Genomic DNA, 19,737 nt, shown 5'->3' with positions numbered 1-19,737 from the left:
ATCACTTCTGCCGATGGCCGTAAACGCGCGGCTGTGTGTAGTAATCGATCAGTGGCACACAGATATTAGCCAGAAGCACGGCAAAAGCAACGCCATCAGGATAGCTGCCAAAACTGCGTATTATCCACAGTAGTATACCAATTAGTGCACCATAGATAAGACGACCGCCGTTAGTAGTAGAGGCTGTGACCGGATCAGTAGCTATGAAAAAAGCACCAAGCATAGTAGCCCCAGAGAAGAGATGAATAAACGGCGTGTAAAGATTCTTTGGAGAAATTATCCAACCAAACGTGGAACACAATATCAAAGCTAGCAGTATCGCTGCGGGGATATGCCAACGAATTACATTTTTCCACAGTAGAAAGAGGCCACCGGCTAAATATCCGATATTTACCCACTGACTTGATAATACGTCGGTATAGATTGGTTGGGCTAATATTTGATCTGCGCTATGTCCTGCATGCAATTCAGTCTTAAAGTTATCTAGTGGCGTAGCCTGACTGATACCGTCTACGCCAAGTTGTAGCTGTTGTATCGTATCCCCCAACAGTGTATGGCCAGTAAAAATCATGCTTAATGAATCTAGTAGACTTGCTTTCATCACTTGTAATTCATTAGGAGTTGGCCAACTGGTCATTTTTAATGGGAAGGAGATTAGAAGTACTACGTAACCAACCATGGCTGGGTTAAATAGATTTTGTCCTAGTCCACCGTACAGTTGTTTAGCTATTACAATGGCGAAAATAGTTCCAATCACTACTATCCACCATGGCGTTATTGGAGGTAAACTGACGCCGATAAGTACAGCAGTCAATAAAGCGGAGTTATCTGTTATCTGCGACATTACTGAAATCTTACGCAGTTTTAGAATCGCTGCTTCCGCCAGACATGCTGTTAGCACGGCTAGAAGCACCTGTACAAAGCTGCCGTAACCAAAAAAATAACACTGTATAAAAAAGCCGGGCATGGTTGCTAACACTACTAGCAGCATAATCTTGCCAGTACTGCGGCGGTTGTGGATATAAGAAGAACTTGCGATATGCAGAGACATTTTATTTCCCAAATATCAACGGTAACTATATTTTAGTCCTAGAGGCTGTGTCGGGTACTTGACTAGTATCATCTGACGGACATACGTCATTATTTTTAATATTTATATTTAATTTTATAACTTCCCTTTCTATTTTTTGCGTTACAGTAGCTTTTTTCGCTTTCGCACGAGCAATAGCAGTAGCTACTTTTGCTGCATTATTTTTACGAGAATTTTCGATCTGACAGTTTAGTACATGAATCTCCGCTTTCGTTTTGGCGAAGTCTGGAGCTATAAATTTTGCTGTCGATAGTTTTTTTCTTTCCAGACGAGCTTGACGTGCTTCAAAACGTGCTTTCGTTTGGGAGATTCGTTGCTTTTCAAGATCGATGACTCGTATCTTGGATTTTTCCTGACGGTAATATTGTACTAGAGGAATATTGCTTGGACAGATATAGGTACAAACGCCGCACTCAATACAATCATCGATATGGTGCGTGCGCGCTTTATCGTGATCGCCACCTTGGCTATACCAGTAAAGTTGCTGTGGTAGCAAATTAGCTGGGCAGGCTTCGGCACAAGCTGCACAGCGAATGCACGGGCGTTCCTTTCGGTTGTGCCCCATCTCACCGGAGGAAGGAGCAAATATACAGTTAGTGATTTTAACTATTGGAACGTCTAACGACAACAAAGGTATACCCATGAATGGGCCACCCATAATAACTGTCTGACACGTGTTAGGGTTAAAACCAACTTGGTGCAAAAGATGGCTAACGGGAGTACCTATACGGCTCCAAACGTTACATGGGTGTGCAATTTCCTCACCTGTTAAGGTGACTACACGCTCGGTCAGCGGTTCGCCGTTGATAATCGCCCTTTTTACTGCCCAAGCTGTGCTGACGTTTTGCATTAAAACTCCAATCTCACTAGAATGTCCGTTGTGTGGCACTTCCAATCCAGTTAGAATTTTAGTCAGCTGTTTTGCACCGCCTGATGGATACTTCGTTGGAATAACGCGGAGTTGCAAATCGCGCTCATTGCCTAGAGCCTCTTTTAGTGCAAGGATAGCTTCCGGCTTATTATCTTCAATACCAATCAGCACACGCTTGGCCTGCAATACCCACGCGAGAATACGAATGCCCTCAATGATTTCGATAGCACAGTCCTGCATTAGACGATCGTCGGCAGTGATGTAAGGCTCGCATTCGGCAGCATTGATAATCAGAGTTTTTATATTATGCAGCCCGGTGCGCAGCTTGGTGGCGGTTGGAAAGCCTGCACCACCTAGACCTACAATGCCAGCATTATGAATGCGCTGTACAATATACACTTTCTCTCTCTGGTAATAATCTGCAATTGGATCAAGTGGTATCCAACGATCTTCTCCGTCTGGTAACATAGAAATACAAAGTTCTGAGAATCTAGAAGGGTGTGCGATCGTATTTTGAGTGATGGTGGTAATAGTACCAGAGGTTGGTGCATGGATAGGCAATACATGGTTATTAAAAAAGGTTAGAGGCTCCCCGCGTAGCACACGATCGCCTGGTTTAACGCATACTTCACTTTTATCGCAAATATACTGGTTTAATGGAATGATAAACCGATCGGGCAGAGGTAGCTGTCTAAGAGGCGTGCCGTTAGATTGAATTTTCATCCCCGGCGGATGAATACCTCCATGAAAATCCCAGAGTTTTTCTTTTTTATGAAACATGTTTAACAGATTAATCATAAATGGTTACCGGTATTACCCGCAGAGACATGATTTAGAAATCCCATTTCTAATTGGCGGTGGGGTAGTTGTTGCCACTGGACACATCTTAATACAGTTGGTAGGACATGACATGACGCAGAGAGCACATCCAGTGCACAAGTCACTCAGTATGGTATGCATGCTTCGCGATGCGCCCACAATGGCATCAACTGGACAGGTTTGTATGCACTTGGTGCAGCCGATGCAATTCTCCTCGTCAATATAGGCAATGGTGTACACTCTTTCTTGTGTCAGTTTCTCATTTCCGTCGATAGGCTGAGGCTCTACATTCAGCAGTGACGCCATCTTCAGCATGGTCTGCTCACCTCCTGGTGTACATTTATTGATTGCTTCGCCGTTGTTACCGACCGCATCTGCATAGGGAAGGCAACCAATATAACCACACTGGCCACACTGACTTTGTGGCAGAATTCCATTAATTTGTTCAACTATAGGATCTTCTTTTACTTTAAAACGACGCGAAGCGTAACCTAGCAATGCGCCACATACTAAGCTTAGAGTGCTTAAAAAAATAATAGCACTACAGATTGTAGTCATCAGGATGTTGATAAACCTGTAAAACCCATGAACGCAAGCGCCATTAAGCCAGCGGTCACTAGTGCAATAGAGGAACCCTTAAAAGGTGCAGGAACGTTGGCTAGTACTAGACGCTCACGTATCCCGGCGAAGAGTACTGTTACAAACAAAAAACCAAGTGAGGCGCTGAAACCATAGATGACCTCCTGTAGGAAGGTATGGTGGAGGTTAGCACTTAATAGAGGTACACCAAGCACAGCACAGTTCGTTGTTATCAAGGGCAGAAAGATGCCGAGCATGCGATAAAGAGAGGAGTGGGTTTTGCGTACGACTATCTCTGTGAGCTGTACAACCATAGATATTACCAAGATATAGGACATGGGACGCAGATAGACTAGGTCGAGTGGAATTAAAATTAAGTGATTCATCAGCCATGCGCAAATCGTAGCTAATGTAATAACGAAGGTAGTAGCAAGTCCCATACTAATTGTTGTTTCCAATTTTTTGGAAACACCCATAAAGGGGCAAAGGCCGAGAAATTTCACTAAAATAAAGTTATTAACTAGCACGGTGCTTATAAGCAGAAGCACATAATAAGTCATTTTTTCGCTATTTATTTATTATATTACGGACTAATTTATTTTAGTCCGTGCAGCCGGGGTCCATCTTAGAAGAAAAGATCTGAATGGTCCAGGCGCAGAACAATAATATTGTGATGTATATCACATTATGAGTGCGTACCAAGTATAAATATCCTTACTTACTCTATCAACGGCATAGCTGATATCTTGATATTGTAGTAGGGGGGTTCACTGAAAAGTACTAACACCGCAACCTATTAAATGCAGAGTTGAAAAAATAATAAGGTAGGAGATAAAGTATTACTTACCATCGTTAGAAACTTTAATAAAGGTTTGTATAAAATAAATTGCGTGGGATATCCTCCCCCACTCTTTTAAAGTGCACAAATGCGAATTATGAGGATGACTGAGTGAGAACGACATGGAGACTCTTAAAGAACAATCTAAATCATTCCATAAATATATCTAACTAATGCGCTTCAGTAATGAGCTACAACCTGCTGCTTATCAGAGCGCGTTAAATTTACCTATGTGTAGTAACGTCCGTTATATTGCACGACTAAGTACTTAATTACACATTAGCTGTGTTGCTTGCGGCTAACCTATCTACTGGCATACCAACTTACTTTTTCTATACCTGAAACAAACAAACGAGCTTAAGGTTACTTCTTATGCGAATCACTTTACTATACTATAATATCATCCCTTCATCGGTGGATATGCTTTGTATATAGCGCGACATCCTAGCGGGAGTAAAAATCCCAACAGATTTTTTGCAAACAACACTGCCCTCTTTTAGTAAGAGGGTTGTGCCGTTTTCATTCAAAACTTGGATATTACAGTTTTGCTGATACCTCCCTCCCTAAGTAACTAACTTATTGGCGATTCACTGCTAGAATCTGGAAACTCTAAAGTCGGTGTGACTAAACATCATGGCGTAACCTGCTCAAGCTAACGTTACTTACCCCGACCTTTGACAATAGAAGATATTAAAGTGTTAATGTATAACATCGCAAAAACGCTAGTAAAATAAATACCAGAAGACTAAATGATGAACAGGCTGATGAACGTATGTTATCGGCTTTTTTATTATAAATTATTAATATTCTAGCTAAATAGCGACGGCATCCATAGACTGGGATCAACTTCTTTAAACTGCGCGCGGATAAAAGTTCTTTTTAGATGGAAAGGTACTGTGCAATCAAAGATAGTTTTACCAGTAGTTCCTTTAGCAGTTAAGCGCGGATCGTATAAAGGCTGCTGCGACGGGTCAAGCACATGACCGGCAACGCCCGGTACGAACAGAGTATCTAGATCGGAGATATAGCGCGTCTGCATCGCCCAGAGTACATCATCAGTATCAAATAGATCCACATCATCATCCACTAGGATAATATTTTTTAGCTCACGATATACTGCTAACGCAATTAGCGCTGCCTGCCTCGTCATACCATCATCGCCTACGTTACGCTTCTCCACTTGTAATATCGCTAGAAACTTACCGCCGCCGGCACGGTGAGCGTAGACGTTTTTTACCAGTCCAGGTAGCGCTTCTTCACATTTCATATAAATACTAGCTTCGGTAGGAAGTCCTGCTAGGATAACATGTTCTTCGCCTGGCCCAACTAAAGTTTGTAGGATAGGATTTTTTCGCGTAGTGATCACTTTAACCTTGATAACCGGCAGCAAAGGGTTTGCCTCGCCCATATAGCCAGGAAATTCCGGCATTGCCTTACCGGTGTGGCTATTCTGATCTTCTGCCACGCGAATGTTCGGTAAAATCTCTCCTTCTATTACAATTTCGGCGTGTGCAATGGCACGCTGTTTAATACTGAGGCATTCTACTAGTTCGACAGGCTTACCGCGTAAGCCGCCCGCCACACACAGCTCATTAAAGCCAAAAGGCGTGGTTGGCGCTTCAAACTCTGCGCCGATATAGATAGCAGGATCTAATCCAATATTTATTGATACTGCCAGCGGCTCGCCTCCCGCTTCAGCTTTCTTACGGAAAATATCTATGTGACGTCCAGGTGCGAAAAAGATAGAAAGTGCGTCCTTGCTCTGCACACAGAGACGATGAATGGTGACGTCCACGTTATCGTAATCATCAGGATCGCTGCCAAGGACTAGTCCAAGACAGAAGTAAGGACCGGCATCTTCGTTGGTATTGGTTAACATGGGTAGAATTTTGCGTAAATCAAAACCTACATCTTCTGCGCGATAGACCACCTCCTGGCAGGGTACCTGAGTCTTATCTATGATTACTGGCGGCATCACGTTTTTACGTGCATCCGCCATTTGAATGCCTAATTCATGCACCGGTGCTCCTAGTAGGGCACTCACGCGTTCACGACTCGCCATTAATCCCACTAGCACTCGGGATTCAGGAAATCCTTTGATGTTGTTAAACATCATCGCCGGACCAATACGCGTTGGGCGCATTACAGTACCGCCTGCGCCGATATAGCGATAAACTCCTGCCAGTTCAGTATTAGGATCGACTTCGCGGTCAGTTTCAATATAGTGACCCGATAATGTTTTTAGTAAATTTATCGCAGATCGCAAATCGTTAACCGGGGGTATATTCCAGCCCTGCGGATGAGGTTCACCAGGCTTTAATACGCGGTAATTAGCAAGGTTTTTCTGCGACATGAGATTGATTTCTCCATACTAAGCAATTTAAAGAAAAGTTTTAGATACAATAGCTTCTCCTTCTAGGAGAAATGGCAAAATATCAGGGCTACATTACTATCTGATATCAGATAGAAAATCTGGAAATTAAAATTCTGCGCTATATTATAATTATATATTTAGTTGCCCTCCCGTCGTCCTATTACGATAACTAAAGGCAATCTTAAGAAGAGTAATCATCATTACCTTCAAGAAATCAATATGTAGCCCTAGACAGGGCAGATTTTTTTATCAAATTGTCGCAATTATTCACTAGTTGCGCGAACGATATCATAGCATGAGATTATAAATTATGTGCTGGAACACTCTGTGTTAACACATAAGCTAAGAAAAGTTATTAGAAGAGGGCGCGCAACAGTACAACGATATCCAATCTATATTTAGTCATACGTATTTCTTATACAATAGCTTTTGAGAAATAAGTAGAGAGTGAGTGGCTAGTTATGAAGAGCACCTTTAAGATCAATCAAAATTCGTTGCACCTCGAGTACTAAGTTTTTAACATTCTGTAGCGACAAGCGTATGTCTTTGACGCGATTAATTTTTAATTAGAAGAACAAAAAAAATAAATGTACGAAGAGTAACCACTATTTAAAAAGATGAAGGGTTATGTCTGACTGTCCTGTTTTTATTCTTTACAGCGATTTGAGTATTTTTTCAACGCTTACTTTTGCATCGCCAAATAACATATACGTATTCTCCTTGAAGAATAGCGGATTTTGTACTCCAGCATAGCCGGTATTCATTGAGCGTTTAAACACGATTACGTTTTGTGCTTGCCACACTTCTAGCACTGGCATTCCTGCAATAGGACTACTCGGCTCATCCTCTGCAGCTGGGTTAACAGTATCGTTGGCACCAATAACTAGAACTGTATCAGTATTGGCAAAATCATTATTGATTTCATCCATCTCTAATACTATATCATAAGGCACCTTAGCCTCCGCCAGTAATACATTCATATGTCCAGGTAGGCGACCTGCGACTGGGTGGATACCAAAGCGCACCTTAATTCCCTGACCGCGTAATTTTTCGGTGATCTCCGCTACCGGGTATTGCGCCTGCGCCACCGCCATACCGTATCCTGGAGTTATAATAACCGAAGAGGAGTTTTTTAATAATTCAGCTGTTTCTTCCACGCTAATTTCATGATACTGCCCAGTCTTTATTGCGTTACCTGTAATGCTGTCAGTGCCGAAACCACCAGCAATCACGCTAATAAAAGAACGATTCATGGCCTTACACATGATGTAAGATAAAATGGCACCTGACGAACCTACTAATGCGCCAGTGATGATAAGCAGATCATTGTTTAACATAAAGCCTGCCGCGGCTGCTGCCCAGCCTGAATAAGAGTTAAGCATGGACACCACAACAGGCATATCGGCGCCTCCGATAGAGGCGACTAGATGCCAACCGAACGCTAAAGCAATCACTGTCATCAGTAATAAGGTAAAAATCTGAATTCCCGTGCTATCGGTGCATATAAACCATACTAGCATTAAAAAAGAAGCTACTAGCGCTAGTGCATTAATCTTATGGCGATGTGGTAACTTCAGAGGAAGTGAAGAAATTTTCCCACGCAGTTTTCCGAATGCCACTATAGAACCTGTAAAGGTCACTGCGCCGATAAAAATGCCTAGAAAAAGCTCTGTAAGATGAATGTCTTCCATCACCTTAGAGAGTCCAACTGAGTGATCCATATAGCTATTAAAGCTTACTAGCACTGCAGCTAGACCGACGAAACTGTGTAGAAGCGCCACCAATTCTGGCATCTCGGTCATTGCAACTTTTTTTGCTAAAATGACGCCCATTGTACCACCGATTACCATTGCCAACAAAATCCAAGCGATATTACCGCTATCAGGTCCAAAAATAGTAGCAAGCAATGCTATTGCCATTCCGCTAATACCGAATAAATTGCCCTGTTTTGAGGTTTCATGCTTCGAGAGACAAGCAAGGCTAAAAACAAAGATAATTGCAGCAACAATGTACGCTGCCGTCACTAATCCGCTAGACATCAGTTACCCCTTACGAAACATTTTTAGCATGCGCTGAGTGACGGTAAAGCCACCAAAAATATTGATGCTGGCAATGAGCACAGCAATAAATGAGATAAAGGTCATCCAGCCACCGTGCCCTATCTGCATTACTGCACCAACGACGATAATGCCAGAAATTGCATTAGTCACTGACATTAGCGGAGTATGCAACGCATGGCGGACGTTCCACACTACGTAGTAGCCTACTACGCAAGAGAGCGCAAAAACGGTAAAATGAGAAAGAAAGTTAACTGGTGCAATATTAGCAAGACAGGCTACTAACACGATAGTAAGTGCCAATAGCAAATAATTGCGCTGTGATGGTGTTAATAGTCTGGAAACCTCTTTCACGACAGGCTGTGTTGTAGCAGAAGTAGCTTGAGGTATGGCAGAGACCTGAATCATCGGCGGAGGCCAAGTCACGTTACCGTTGAGTATCACTGTCATGCTACGTACTACTACATCGTCAAAATCGATACTAATTTCGCCGTTCTTTTTTTTGCACAGTAGCTTTATTAGGTTAACTAGATTGGTACTGTAAAGTTGTGATGACTGTGTCGGTAAACGACTGGGTAGATCAGTATAACCAATAATCTTTACACCTTTATCAGTGACGGTAATATGATCGGCCACGGTAAGCTCGCAGTTGCCACCCGTTTGTGCTGCTAAATCAACAATAACGCTCCCTGGCTTCATTTTTTCTACCATCTCGGCGGTGATTAGTTTTGGTGCAGCTTTGCCAGGGATTAGAGCCGTGGTGACAATAATGTCTACTTCTTTTGCCTGCTCGGCAAACATCGCCATTTCCGCGTTAATAAAAGCGTCAGGCATTACACTCCCGTATCCGTCATGTCTATTACCTGCCTCTTTTTTTTCTAAATTGAGCTCAAGAAATTCTGCACCTATACTTTGTACCTGTTCTTTCACTTCTGGACGTGTATCGAATGCACGCACAATCGCTCCAAGGCTGCTCGCGGTACCAATTGCTGCCAGTCCAGCAACGCCTGCGCCTATCACCATTACTTTAGCTGGTGGGACTTTACCTGCAGCAGTAATCTGTCCGGTAAAGAAACGCCCAAATTCATGGGCGGCTTCAATAATAGCACGATAACCTGCAATATTGGCCATTGAGCTGAGTGCGTCCAATGACTGGGCGCGTGAAATGCGCGGTACGGCATCAATCGCTATTACGGTAACTTTACGTACTGCTAGTTTTTCCAGCAGGACTATATTTTGCGCAGGCCAGATAAAGCTCACCAAAGTGCTACCTGCACGTATTAACGCGATTTCTTCTTCATCGGGTGGATTAACCTTCATTATGATATCCGATTGCCAGACCTGATGAGTATCACTAATGCTGGCGCCTATGGCAGCAAAGCTTTCATTATCAAAACTGGCTCGTTTTCCTGCTTCATGTTCGATAATAACGCTAAAACCTAACTTGATAAGCTGCTCGACAGTTTTAGGAGTTGCTGCCACGCGTGCCTCGTTAAGCAACCGTTCTTTAGGTATTCCAATTAACATAATCTTCCCTTTCTTCGTTTAGATGATTATGATATATCAACTGCATAACAACGCAGTTCCTGAAACAACATTTCAGTCACTTATGAACGTAATGCATGCAGAACTAAGTACATATACCCTACTAAAAATATGCATAGTGGTCTAGACTAGGATCCTATGGTGAGACGTATAACATGATTGTTTCATCTAAAAATAAAAAAAGATATTCTGTACGACTGCAAAGTGTGGACTACGATTCAATAGAAAATTTTTTTCTAGATATATTGAGATAATGAAGTAACTAGTAATACAATTGATATGTATCTTATTAATTAGATGATTATGGATATAAAAATATTTTTTTTAAAAAAATTAATTAAAATTAAATACTCGGTTAAAAATAAATTAGCATGTTTGATTCATTATTTTGTCCGTTAACATATAGCTGATTGTTGCAGAAAAGCTTCAATAGATTGTTTTTTCTCTGAAAAACAGTAAATTATTCTGATAATGCGCTTTAAATTATGTCATAATAAAGTTAGTCTATTGCCTGTAGGATACGGATATCAAAGGTGAAATTAAGCACTATTTTCATTACATTGGGAGTATTTAACTGCTTAAAATTCGCTTGTAGCTAGTCTTGTCCTTCACTATAAGTATATAATTTATTTCTTGACTACATAAGTGCGAAAGAAAATTTCATTACAGTGATATGATAAAAATGGCGAGAAAATCTCTGTGGATTAATAATCACTGATGTAATAATATCTTTTAGCTTAGATAAGCTCAGGTAGTCGCTCACGCAAGAAATTCAGCAAAATTGTTTAGAGGTTATAAAGCTGGGTAACTCGCGTAATTTTAACGAAAACATTTTTTATTTATTCGATTAAATATATTATTTTCGTTTACATTCACGGTGACATCAATCCTATTCTGCCTAGCGTAATAGGCACTGTTGATCTGTTCGAACTACACCTCTCAACTTCCTACAGAAGTGTGGTTACATATCAATGTAGAGCGACTTTCTAAAAGATGTTACATTTAACCATAATGTACTGTATCTCCTTCATGTGTACATACCTTGCTTATTTATGTTATATTAAATTTTATAGTGAATCTAGTTTTCGTACTAACCATTGCCTAGTACATTTTCAAAACTAGTCGGGCTTATATCAAGCATAATGTCCTAATATAGTAGTTGCAGATGGTAAAAACACACAGCCAAGGACGATAATATGCCAATTATTTGGCACAAATTATCTATAGTAAAAGCAATGAAATATTAAAGTTTAAAATACTCCTATACTCTGATAAATATTTACTTAATCCGGGTTACACCACAGCTTTCTTTTATATGCTTTTGAATTCTATTATACGTTAGTTATTACAAGAGACGAAAATCTCGTCTGACGATAGACAATCAGAGTTACAAAAAGAAACACACATAATCATAGGTATAGAAATATTGTTCTCATTAATTATCCCATTAGCTCATAACAGTGATAAAGATGTAGAACATTCATCTATTTTCAGGATGGACGGGTTTTTATGATCGCATTTTTAACTCTTTTTAAACAAACAAAAGTACTACTAATGTAGTAGCAACTACAAACATCTAAAATAATCAGTATGCATAGTTTTCAATGTTGAAAAAATGAGAATAAGGTTTCTCGATTCCATATTATAGCTATTTTGAAGAACATGAAAATGCTAATGATTAGCATCATAAGCATAATCATAATATTTATTAATTATTTTCTTGTTTACGTAATTGATAAACAATTCTCTAACAATAGATCTGTAGAATGTAATACGGTAATAGAATTATAAAGACCCCTAAATGTCTATCTTTCTCTATGACGTAAAACCAAAAACATTGGTTGCTACATTAACGCAAAACACTGTAAACATGCTTTCAGATTGATTAAATAAGAAAAAGTATTGCTCCGCATAAGATGCGATGCGATTACTTGAAGATCTTACTGCGTTAAAACCATTGTATTATACCCAAATTTCAATAATAAATTAACTTTATAATTTATTATAAATGGTGGAAGATAAGTCAGGTTATATAATGTAACTGAGACGTATTAGAATTTGAACACCGTTAACAATGGTCACCTATTATTTTTTAATTAATGCACCTCCAATAATACAATGACTATAAGGATACAGAGCTATGGGTTTTCTTTCTGGTAAGCGAATTCTTATTACTGGTATCGCTAGTAAACTTTCCATTGCCTACGGAATTGCGAAGGCAATGCATAAACAGAGCGCACAGCTAGCTTTTACTTATCAGCACGATAAATTAAAAGATCGTGTAATAGGATTAGCTTATGAACTGGGTGCAGACATTGTTATACCATGTGATGTAGCTAAAGACGAGAGCATCAAGTCACTATTTACTGAACTGGCAAAAAACTGGCCAAAATTTGACGGTTTTATTCATTCTATTGGTTTTGCTCCGTGCGACCAGCTAGATGGAGACTATGTTAATACTGTTACCCGTGAAGGCTTTAAGATTGCGCACGACATTAGTTCTTACAGCTTTGTAGCGATGGCGAAAGAATGTCGCAAGATGTTGAACCCAAGCTCTGCCTTGCTGACAATCTCCTACTTAGGTGCAGAACGAGCTATCCCTAATTATAATGTCATGGGTCTGGCGAAAGCATCTTTAGAAGCGAATGTGCGCTATATGGCGAACTCCATGGGGCCGGAAGGCGTGCGTGTGAACGCTATTTCTGCTGGCCCAATTCGCACTTTAGCAGCTTCTGGAATTAAAAATTTCCGCAGGATGCTAGCACACAGCGAAGCTGTTACCCCAATTCGCCGCACAGTCACCATTGACGATGTCGGAAACTCAGTAGCATTTCTCTGTTCTGATTTAGCTAGTGGCATCACGGGTGAAGTGATTCACGTTGACGGCGGCTTCAACATTGCTGCGATGAATGAGCTGGAATTTAAATAGTTTTTAAAGGAAAGTTAATCTTGTACTCTTTTTTCTTTACATATTTCTTTTTATTAAAGAAAGAGCCTACTTGCTTTTCATCTAAGAGATCTTGTTATGTTGATCCTTTGATAGCTAACTATTTAAAATAACTAGTCCAGTGATACGCTAAAGAAAACTTAATTTTTTCTTGCTTATTAAAAAAGATTGGTTCCCTATTAGCTCTGAGCTTGATAGGTAGCACAGTACTACCTGCTAATGTCGTTCTTCTATTTGTTTAAAAAATAAATTATTATCGGTTGACTGTCGACCTTAAGCTAGTACAAATAGTAAAATGCCATTGTTTGTAATCTATAAAAGGATTTTTATGTTTTTGATAGCCAGCACGAAATACTTCTATTAAATTTGAAAATAATTATGGAAACTTTTCTCCTTAGAAAAGCTATAGGGTAGAATCAGTTTTCTTTTACCTTTCCTATACGCATCTAATTTGTTTTAAATAATTATAAGATACTCTTTTTGGCTGTATGATTAGTCTTATGTAGGTTGAGTCATTCAGATGAATATCTATGATTTATGGTGAAATTTTAAGTTATTTAAGATGGATGTAAGTGTAGAGGCTGGATCTTCTGATTCTGTAATAGGTCGACCGATTACCATATAGTCTACGCCCATACTTTGGGCCTGAGATGGAGTCATAATCCGTCGTTGATCTTCCGCGTTGCTTCCCACTGGACGTATTCCTGGTGTTACCAGAGTGAAGTCAGAGCCAATAACTGACTTAAAATAAGTGGCTTCATGCGCTGAACAGACCACACCGTCAAGACCACGCTCATACGTTAATGTAGCTAAATATACTGCATACTCAGTAAGTGATGATGTAATACCTATGCCACGTAGGTCTTCTGTGGTCATACTGGTTAAAACAGTTACTGCGATTAGTAATGGTGCGTCTTTTCTATAGGGTACCAGTACATCGCGCGCTGCATCCATCATTCGCGCACCACCGCTAGCATGAACGTTAACCATCCACACGCCAAGATCGGCAGCTGCTGCCACAGCATAGGCTGTGGTATTAGGAATATCGTGAAATTTAAGATCAAGAAAGATCTCGAATCCGCGTCTTTGCAAAATTTTCACTATTGAAGGTCCAAATAGTGTAAACATTTGTTTTCCAATTTTTAGCCTGCAACTTCGCGGATCAATTTGGTCGACAAAATGTAATGCGCTTTTAAGAGTATGATAATCCAGTGCGACAAGAATTGGTGAGGTGGTCATGGTTTATTTTATTTGATAGTAAGAATTTTAAAATATAATATAACTAGTGAACAGAGCACATAAGTATAATGTAGGTTATTGTCCGTCAAGTCCACGGATAGGTTTTACAGAAGACCAAATACGACAGGAAGGGCAATGCCAATAAAGTGCATGTGCAGTAAAACCGCATTTTTGGCAGCGATATCGAGGCTTGGTACGAATTTGCTCTCCTACCATATCACGTAGAACCATAAGGCTTTCTTTAGCACGTCCATCTTCAGCTTCTTGTAAATGGAAGTCCATGAGTCGATGGAAGACACGCATGGTTGGATGTCGTTGCAACTGTCGGTTAATATAGATCTGAGCAGCCTCCGGCCCTTCTTGCCGTTCTAAAATATCAGACATATAAAGCTCTGCTGCTGCACCAGTATTCTCTTCTATACTACGCTGAAGGAATGCTGCCCAAGCTTCCGATTGGTTGAGGTTTTGATAGCATGTTTCCAACATCGGTAATGTTTCGCTTACTAACTCTTTATCTTGGTCCAGCACGCGTTTCAGATACTCAATAGCTTTTGCATATTCACCCTTCTCTGCTAAAATACGTCCCATCATAATCGAGATGCGGGCGCTTTGATGATCTGCAGCTTCACCTTTCTTTAGCAGGCTTATGGCGCAATCAAGATCATCGCTGCTCATTGCTTGCAGCGCTAGCTCGCAGTAAAAATGTGCAATTTCACCTTTTTGTTTATCCTTACCAAGCTTAACCAAACGTTCAGCAACCGCGATCGCCTGTTGCCAGTCGCTAGTCGCTTGATGAATGAGTAGCAACTGTTGTAACGCACTGACACGGAAATCTGTTTCATCTGTTAGCTTTTTAAACATATCTTCAGCACGATCGTACAGACCGGCTACCATATAATCACGGCCCAGTTGCTGGATTGCCAGAAGACGTTGATCGTAGTTAAGTGAGGTACTCTCCATTAAAGACTGGTGGATACGGATTGCACGATCTACCTCACCTCGTGAACGAAAAAGATTACCCAACGTCAAATGTGCCTCGACCGTACCACTATCTTCTTTCAGCATATTAAGAAATAAATCTACTGCTTTATCCTGCTGATTCGACAATAAAAAATTAACTCCTGTAACGTAATCACGTGACAGACGACTCGCTTCTTGTGCTTTATCCTGTCGTGCGCTACGTCGCCCCATATACCAGCCATACGATGCTGCAATAGGTAATAATAGAAACAGCGATTCAAGCATAAATTATTATTCCAGACCTATGACAAGTAGAGGTCAATGAGGTCTTTAGCTGGTCGCTGTTATCTAATTGTAATTGCATGCGTTTAATTTTGTACTTTGCATAGGCTAAAAAAACAAGAAAGCGTACCAAGAAAAAACTGAAATTACCCAACCTAGCATAAACCCGGTACCAAACAACGTTGAAAGACGACATTCAATTTGTGCCAGCAGATAGTTAAAGGTGATTATTTGATCATTATGCGCGCCTAATATGATATAAATGATGAAAATAATCGATACTACTAAAAAAATCAGCAAATATTCCACAGTATATCACTGTTGTGAAGTTATCCAGTGAAAGTATGCCAAAAAATCGGTTAGAATGCTTTCCTCTGCAACGTTAGACACATATTTTTTACGAGTGAAAAGTCGATAATATGAGAATATTCTGCTAAATTACAATCTGCTTTTCCTTTGCATTACTTTCTTTCGATCTTGCACCTGTAAAGTCACTGGTCCGCAAAAGTGATGTACTAACCAAATGGCAATCATTACTAGTAGCCAAGAAAGTAATAATGCCATTGCTAAATCACCTGGCCAGTGCATGCCAAGGAGCAGACGGCTAATCATGACTGCAATAGTCCAAAAGCCGACAATACCTATAGTTATATAATGGCGGCGCGGCCAGAGCAAACCAACCATCAGTAGTATCCAGCTGGTAGCGAATAATGTATGACCTGATGGAAAAGCAAAACCAGTTTCAAATATCCAGTGCTGCCTTAGCCAGAAAGGTTGAATTTGGGCACTAGCTAGCAACTGATCTACATATTGGCTACGTTCTTTATGAGTTAAGTGATAAAATTCGCGGTTATCCAGTCCATGATTATGCTCCAGCCAGACGATATAAGGACGCGCCTCCTGTACTTGATCTTTAATGTAAGAGTTAGCGTACTGACCAGTAAGAATAGTAGTGTTCATGATTAAAAATAATAACACTGCTGGCTTCAGCCGAAAATTTAGACACCATAATACCCAGAAGCTGAGTAGCAGATTGGTCATGGTTCCCCAAGGCCGGGTGACCGTTTCTGTCATCCAAAATAGATAATGTAGTAGTACCTTACTTGCGTCAGGTTGCCACTGCCAGCCGGATAGCCATACTGTTGTGGGAATTAATAAAAGCAGTAGCGTGCATGCTGTAATACGACATAGAATTTCTTGCATCCTTTCTCCTTCAGCTTAGTGATCGTCCGCCGTTCATTAACTTTTATCTTACAAAATAACAATATAATCTGTTGTGTATCGGATAATTGTGCTTTATCAATAAATCTTTCTGACAAATTACCAGCCTAACTTCACGTTGTGGCACAATATTATTAACTTTATCGGGCTATACCGGTCTGCGCGTTATTTTTTAGGATAGCGCATCTTCTGAAGGTTCTGGAGAATTACATGCAGCTTAAATGGGTGGTAGAAGCTAAAATGCCCACACCTTGGGGCGATTTTCTCATGATAGGTTTTGAGGAACTAGCAAATGGTCACGATCACGTTGCGCTGGTCTACGGCAATATCAATGATACAACGCCTGTATTGGCACGTGTCCACTCAGAATGCCTTACCGGAGACGCGCTGTTTAGTTTGCGTTGCGATTGTGGTTTTCAGTTAGAGGCAGCTCTGAATGCGATTGCTGACGAAGGTCGTGGTGTGCTGCTTTACCATCGTCAGGAAGGTCGTAATATTGGGTTAATAAATAAGATTCGTGCATATGCACTACAGGATAAAGGCTATGATACCGTCGAAGCGAATCATCATCTTGGTTTTGCGGCAGACGAACGCGACTTTACCCTATGTGCAGATATGTTCAAGCTACTAGGTGTGAATGAGATACGTTTACTGACTAACAATCCACGTAAGGTAGCAATGCTCAGCGCAGCGAGCATCAATATTGTTGAGCGCGTTCCGTTAGTCGTTGGACGCAATCCAAAAAATGCGTACTATCTTGATACTAAAGCTGAAAAAATGGGTCATCTCCTCCCTAAATCTGAATAGGCCTAATTTTTAATTAGGTTATGATAATATTGGGGATGATCTGTGTGCATAAAATTATGTAATGTTTCTTACACGTACCGCTCCATTACCGAAGCGGTACGATGAGCCATAGGGCTTATGTTTACTGTTTTTTAACTTATCAACTGCTTCTCAGATTTTCCAGTGCTCAGCATATTGCGAATTACATAATGCAGGATACCGTCATTACGGTAATAGGTTAGCTCATTACTTGTATCGATACGACAGCGTGTTTTTATGACTTCCTGAAAACCATTAGTGCGCGTTATAGTTACATTCACTACGCAGTACGGCCGTAACTTCGATAGATCTACAATATCGAATAACTCTTCACCAGTTAACTGTAACGTTTTACGCGTTACGTATGGCGCAAACTCCAGCGGTAGAATACCCATACCAATTAAGTTGGAACGATGAATACGCTCAAAAGATTCGGCAATTACTACTCGAACACCCTGTAGACGCGGTCCTTTTGCCGCCCAGTCACGACTTGAACCGGAACCATATTCTTTCCCCGCAATCACCGCCAGTGGTGTACCATCTTCTTTATATTTCACAGATGCGTCATAGATAGTGAGCTGTTTACCGCTAGGTATATGGCGAGTATAGCCACCTTCAATACCAGGCACCATCTCGTTGCGAATACGAACATTAGCGAATGTGCCGCGCACCATCACTTCATGGTTGCCACGTCTTGATCCGTATGAGTTGAAATTAGCATATTCCACGCCATGTGCATGTAAATATTTTCCCGCCGGACTGTCCACATTAATACTTCCTGCCGGTGAAATATGGTCTGTAGTCACGGAATCCCCTAAGATCGCCAATACGCGCGCCCCTTTAATTTCCTCAACAGGTTTATATTCACGCTTCATATCTTTAAAGAAAGGCGATGGACGAATATAGGTAGAGTCTTCTTTCCATTTATAGGTGGCTGCTGCACTTACTTTAATCTGTTGCCACTCCTGTGTACCATAAAACACCTTGGCATATTCTTTATGGAACATATCACTAGTCACTTTCTGTACGGCGGTAGCAATCTCTTCTGGTAATGGCCAGATATCTTTTAGGAAGACGTCATTGCCCTGATCATCTTTGCCTAGAGGATCGGTTTGGAGGTCAACCTTCATATTTCCAGCTAGTGCATAAGCGATCACAAGCGGAGGCGATGCAAGCCAGTTAGTTTTCACTAGTGGATGGATACGACCTTCAAAGTTGCGGTTGCCGGAAAGTACAGCACTAAGGGTAATATCACTCTCTCTTAGTACCGCTTCGATCTCATCGGTCAAAGGTCCAGAATTACCTATACAGGTAGTACACCCATATCCAACTAGGTTAAAACCCAGCTTATCAAGATAGGGTGTCAACTGCGCCATGGCCAGATAATTAGATACGACTTTTGAACCAGGTGCTAATGAAGCCTTAACCCACGGCTGACGCTTTAGTCCGCGCTCTACCGCTTTTTTCGCCAGCAAGCCTGCTGCCATTAGTACACTGGGATTGGAAGTATTAGTACAGGAAGTAATTGCGCTAATGACTACAGTTCCGTCTTCAAGCTCATAGCTCAGACCGGTTTTGCTGTTAGTATAGGTCACTGTTTTATGCAACTGTTGAGTATGATTTGTCTCTAAATCGTTGTTCAGATTAAACTGAGTAGGTACATCACTAAGAGAAATACGATCCTGAGGACGCTTGGGACCAGCGATACTCGACTCCACATTCTGCATATCTAATTCTAGCGAACTGGTGAAGATAGGCTCATCACCTATAGTATGCCATAACCCCTGCATTTTAGAGTAAGCTTCGACCAACGCTACTTGTGCGATATCGCGGCCTGTTAGCATCAGGTACCTGAGTGTCACCTCATCAATTGGAAAGAATCCACAGGTTGCGCCATATTCAGGTGCCATATTGGCGATGGTAGCGCGATCTGCAAGTGGCAACTCTGGCAGACCATCACCATAAAACTCAACAAATTTCCCGACTACACCATGGTTACGCAGTATCTGTGTAATCGTTAGAACTAGGTCAGTTGCAGTGATACCAGGCCGAAGCTTACCAGTCAACTTAAAGCCTACGACATCAGGGAT

The 19,737-nt window shown here is 41.0% G+C and carries 12 protein-coding genes and 2 pseudogenes; 2 read left to right on the top strand and 12 right to left on the bottom strand.

All coding sequences use genetic code 11. From position 1 onward, the window contains the following. Position 1: 1 nt before the first annotated feature. The 7 genes and pseudogenes from rsxD to pntA all read right to left on the bottom strand — a co-directional run bounded on the left by rsxD (position 2) and on the right by pntA (position 10,155). A complete protein-coding gene (rsxD, locus tag FD729_RS00070; RefSeq protein ID WP_159931276.1) occupies positions 2-1,051 on the bottom strand; it encodes an electron transport complex subunit RsxD in 1,050 nt (349 codons plus the stop codon). 127 nt (positions 1,052-1,178) lie between these two features. Continuing rightward, positions 1,179-2,759: pseudogene (gene rsxC / locus FD729_RS00065) on the bottom strand (electron transport complex subunit RsxC); the annotation flags it as partial. 15 nt (positions 2,760-2,774) lie between these two features. Continuing rightward, positions 2,775-3,338, bottom strand: a complete 564-nt coding sequence (rsxB, locus tag FD729_RS00060; RefSeq protein WP_370461846.1) for an electron transport complex subunit RsxB — start codon at positions 3,336-3,338, stop codon at positions 2,775-2,777. Further along, entirely contained in the window at positions 3,338-3,919 is a 582-nt protein-coding gene (gene rsxA / locus FD729_RS00055) for an electron transport complex subunit RsxA (protein ID WP_159931274.1), read from the bottom strand. Before rsxA ends, rsxB begins: the two co-directional genes overlap by 1 nt. A 1,086-nt stretch (positions 3,920-5,005) precedes the next feature. After that, complete coding sequence (locus FD729_RS00050; RefSeq protein ID WP_159931273.1) at positions 5,006-6,550, bottom strand: UbiD family decarboxylase; 1,545 nt, start codon at positions 6,548-6,550, stop codon at positions 5,006-5,008. Between the two features lie 674 nt (positions 6,551-7,224). Then, positions 7,225-8,610, bottom strand: a complete 1,386-nt coding sequence (gene pntB / locus FD729_RS00045) for a Re/Si-specific NAD(P)(+) transhydrogenase subunit beta (protein ID WP_159931272.1) — start codon at positions 8,608-8,610, stop codon at positions 7,225-7,227. 3 nt (positions 8,611-8,613) lie between these two features. Continuing rightward, on the bottom strand, positions 8,614-10,155 hold the full coding sequence (pntA, locus tag FD729_RS00040; RefSeq protein ID WP_159931271.1) for a Re/Si-specific NAD(P)(+) transhydrogenase subunit alpha: 1,542 nt from the start codon (positions 10,153-10,155) through the stop codon (positions 8,614-8,616). Positions 10,156-12,313: 2,158 nt separating this feature from the next. Between pntA and fabI the strand changes: the two genes are divergently transcribed. Beyond that, complete coding sequence (gene fabI, locus FD729_RS00035) at positions 12,314-13,102, top strand: enoyl-ACP reductase FabI (protein WP_159931270.1); 789 nt, start codon at positions 12,314-12,316, stop codon at positions 13,100-13,102. A gap of 546 nt (positions 13,103-13,648) precedes the next feature. Here fabI and pyrF read toward each other — a convergent pair. The 4 genes and pseudogenes from pyrF to pgpB form a co-directional block, all read right to left on the bottom strand. Continuing rightward, positions 13,649-14,359: an orotidine-5'-phosphate decarboxylase gene (gene pyrF, locus FD729_RS00030; RefSeq protein WP_159931269.1), complete on the bottom strand. Its 711-nt coding sequence runs from the start codon at positions 14,357-14,359 to the stop codon at positions 13,649-13,651. Positions 14,360-14,434: 75 nt separating this feature from the next. After that, a complete protein-coding gene (gene lapB / locus FD729_RS00025; protein ID WP_159931268.1) occupies positions 14,435-15,604 on the bottom strand; it encodes a lipopolysaccharide assembly protein LapB in 1,170 nt (389 codons plus the stop codon). Beyond that, positions 15,597-15,910 (bottom strand): annotated as a pseudogene (locus FD729_RS00020) (LapA family protein). The gene lapB and the pseudogene FD729_RS00020 overlap by 8 nt, the downstream one beginning before the upstream one ends. A 129-nt stretch (positions 15,911-16,039) precedes the next feature. Beyond that, positions 16,040-16,804 carry a phosphatidylglycerophosphatase B gene (pgpB, locus tag FD729_RS00015; protein WP_159931267.1) on the bottom strand — a complete coding sequence of 255 codons (765 nt, stop codon included), beginning with the start codon at positions 16,802-16,804 and terminating at the stop codon, positions 16,040-16,042. 228 nt (positions 16,805-17,032) lie between these two features. Here pgpB and ribA point away from each other — a divergent pair, with 228 nt between their 5' ends. Beyond that, positions 17,033-17,629 (top strand): GTP cyclohydrolase II, encoded by a 597-nt coding sequence (gene ribA / locus FD729_RS00010; protein WP_159931266.1) that lies wholly within the window; start codon positions 17,033-17,035, stop codon positions 17,627-17,629. Positions 17,630-17,760: 131 nt separating this feature from the next. On the opposite strand, the gene acnA is transcribed toward ribA, so the two are convergent. Further along, a partial coding sequence (gene acnA, locus FD729_RS00005; protein WP_159931265.1) for an aconitate hydratase AcnA occupies positions 17,761-19,737 on the bottom strand: 1,977 nt, incomplete at its 5' end.

Origin of the sequence: Pantoea sp. Nvir (assembly GCF_009829915.1) — a bacterium.
GTDB lineage: Bacteria > Pseudomonadota > Gammaproteobacteria > Enterobacterales > Enterobacteriaceae > Pantoea.
This window is presented reverse-complemented; position numbering and strand designations above follow the sequence as displayed.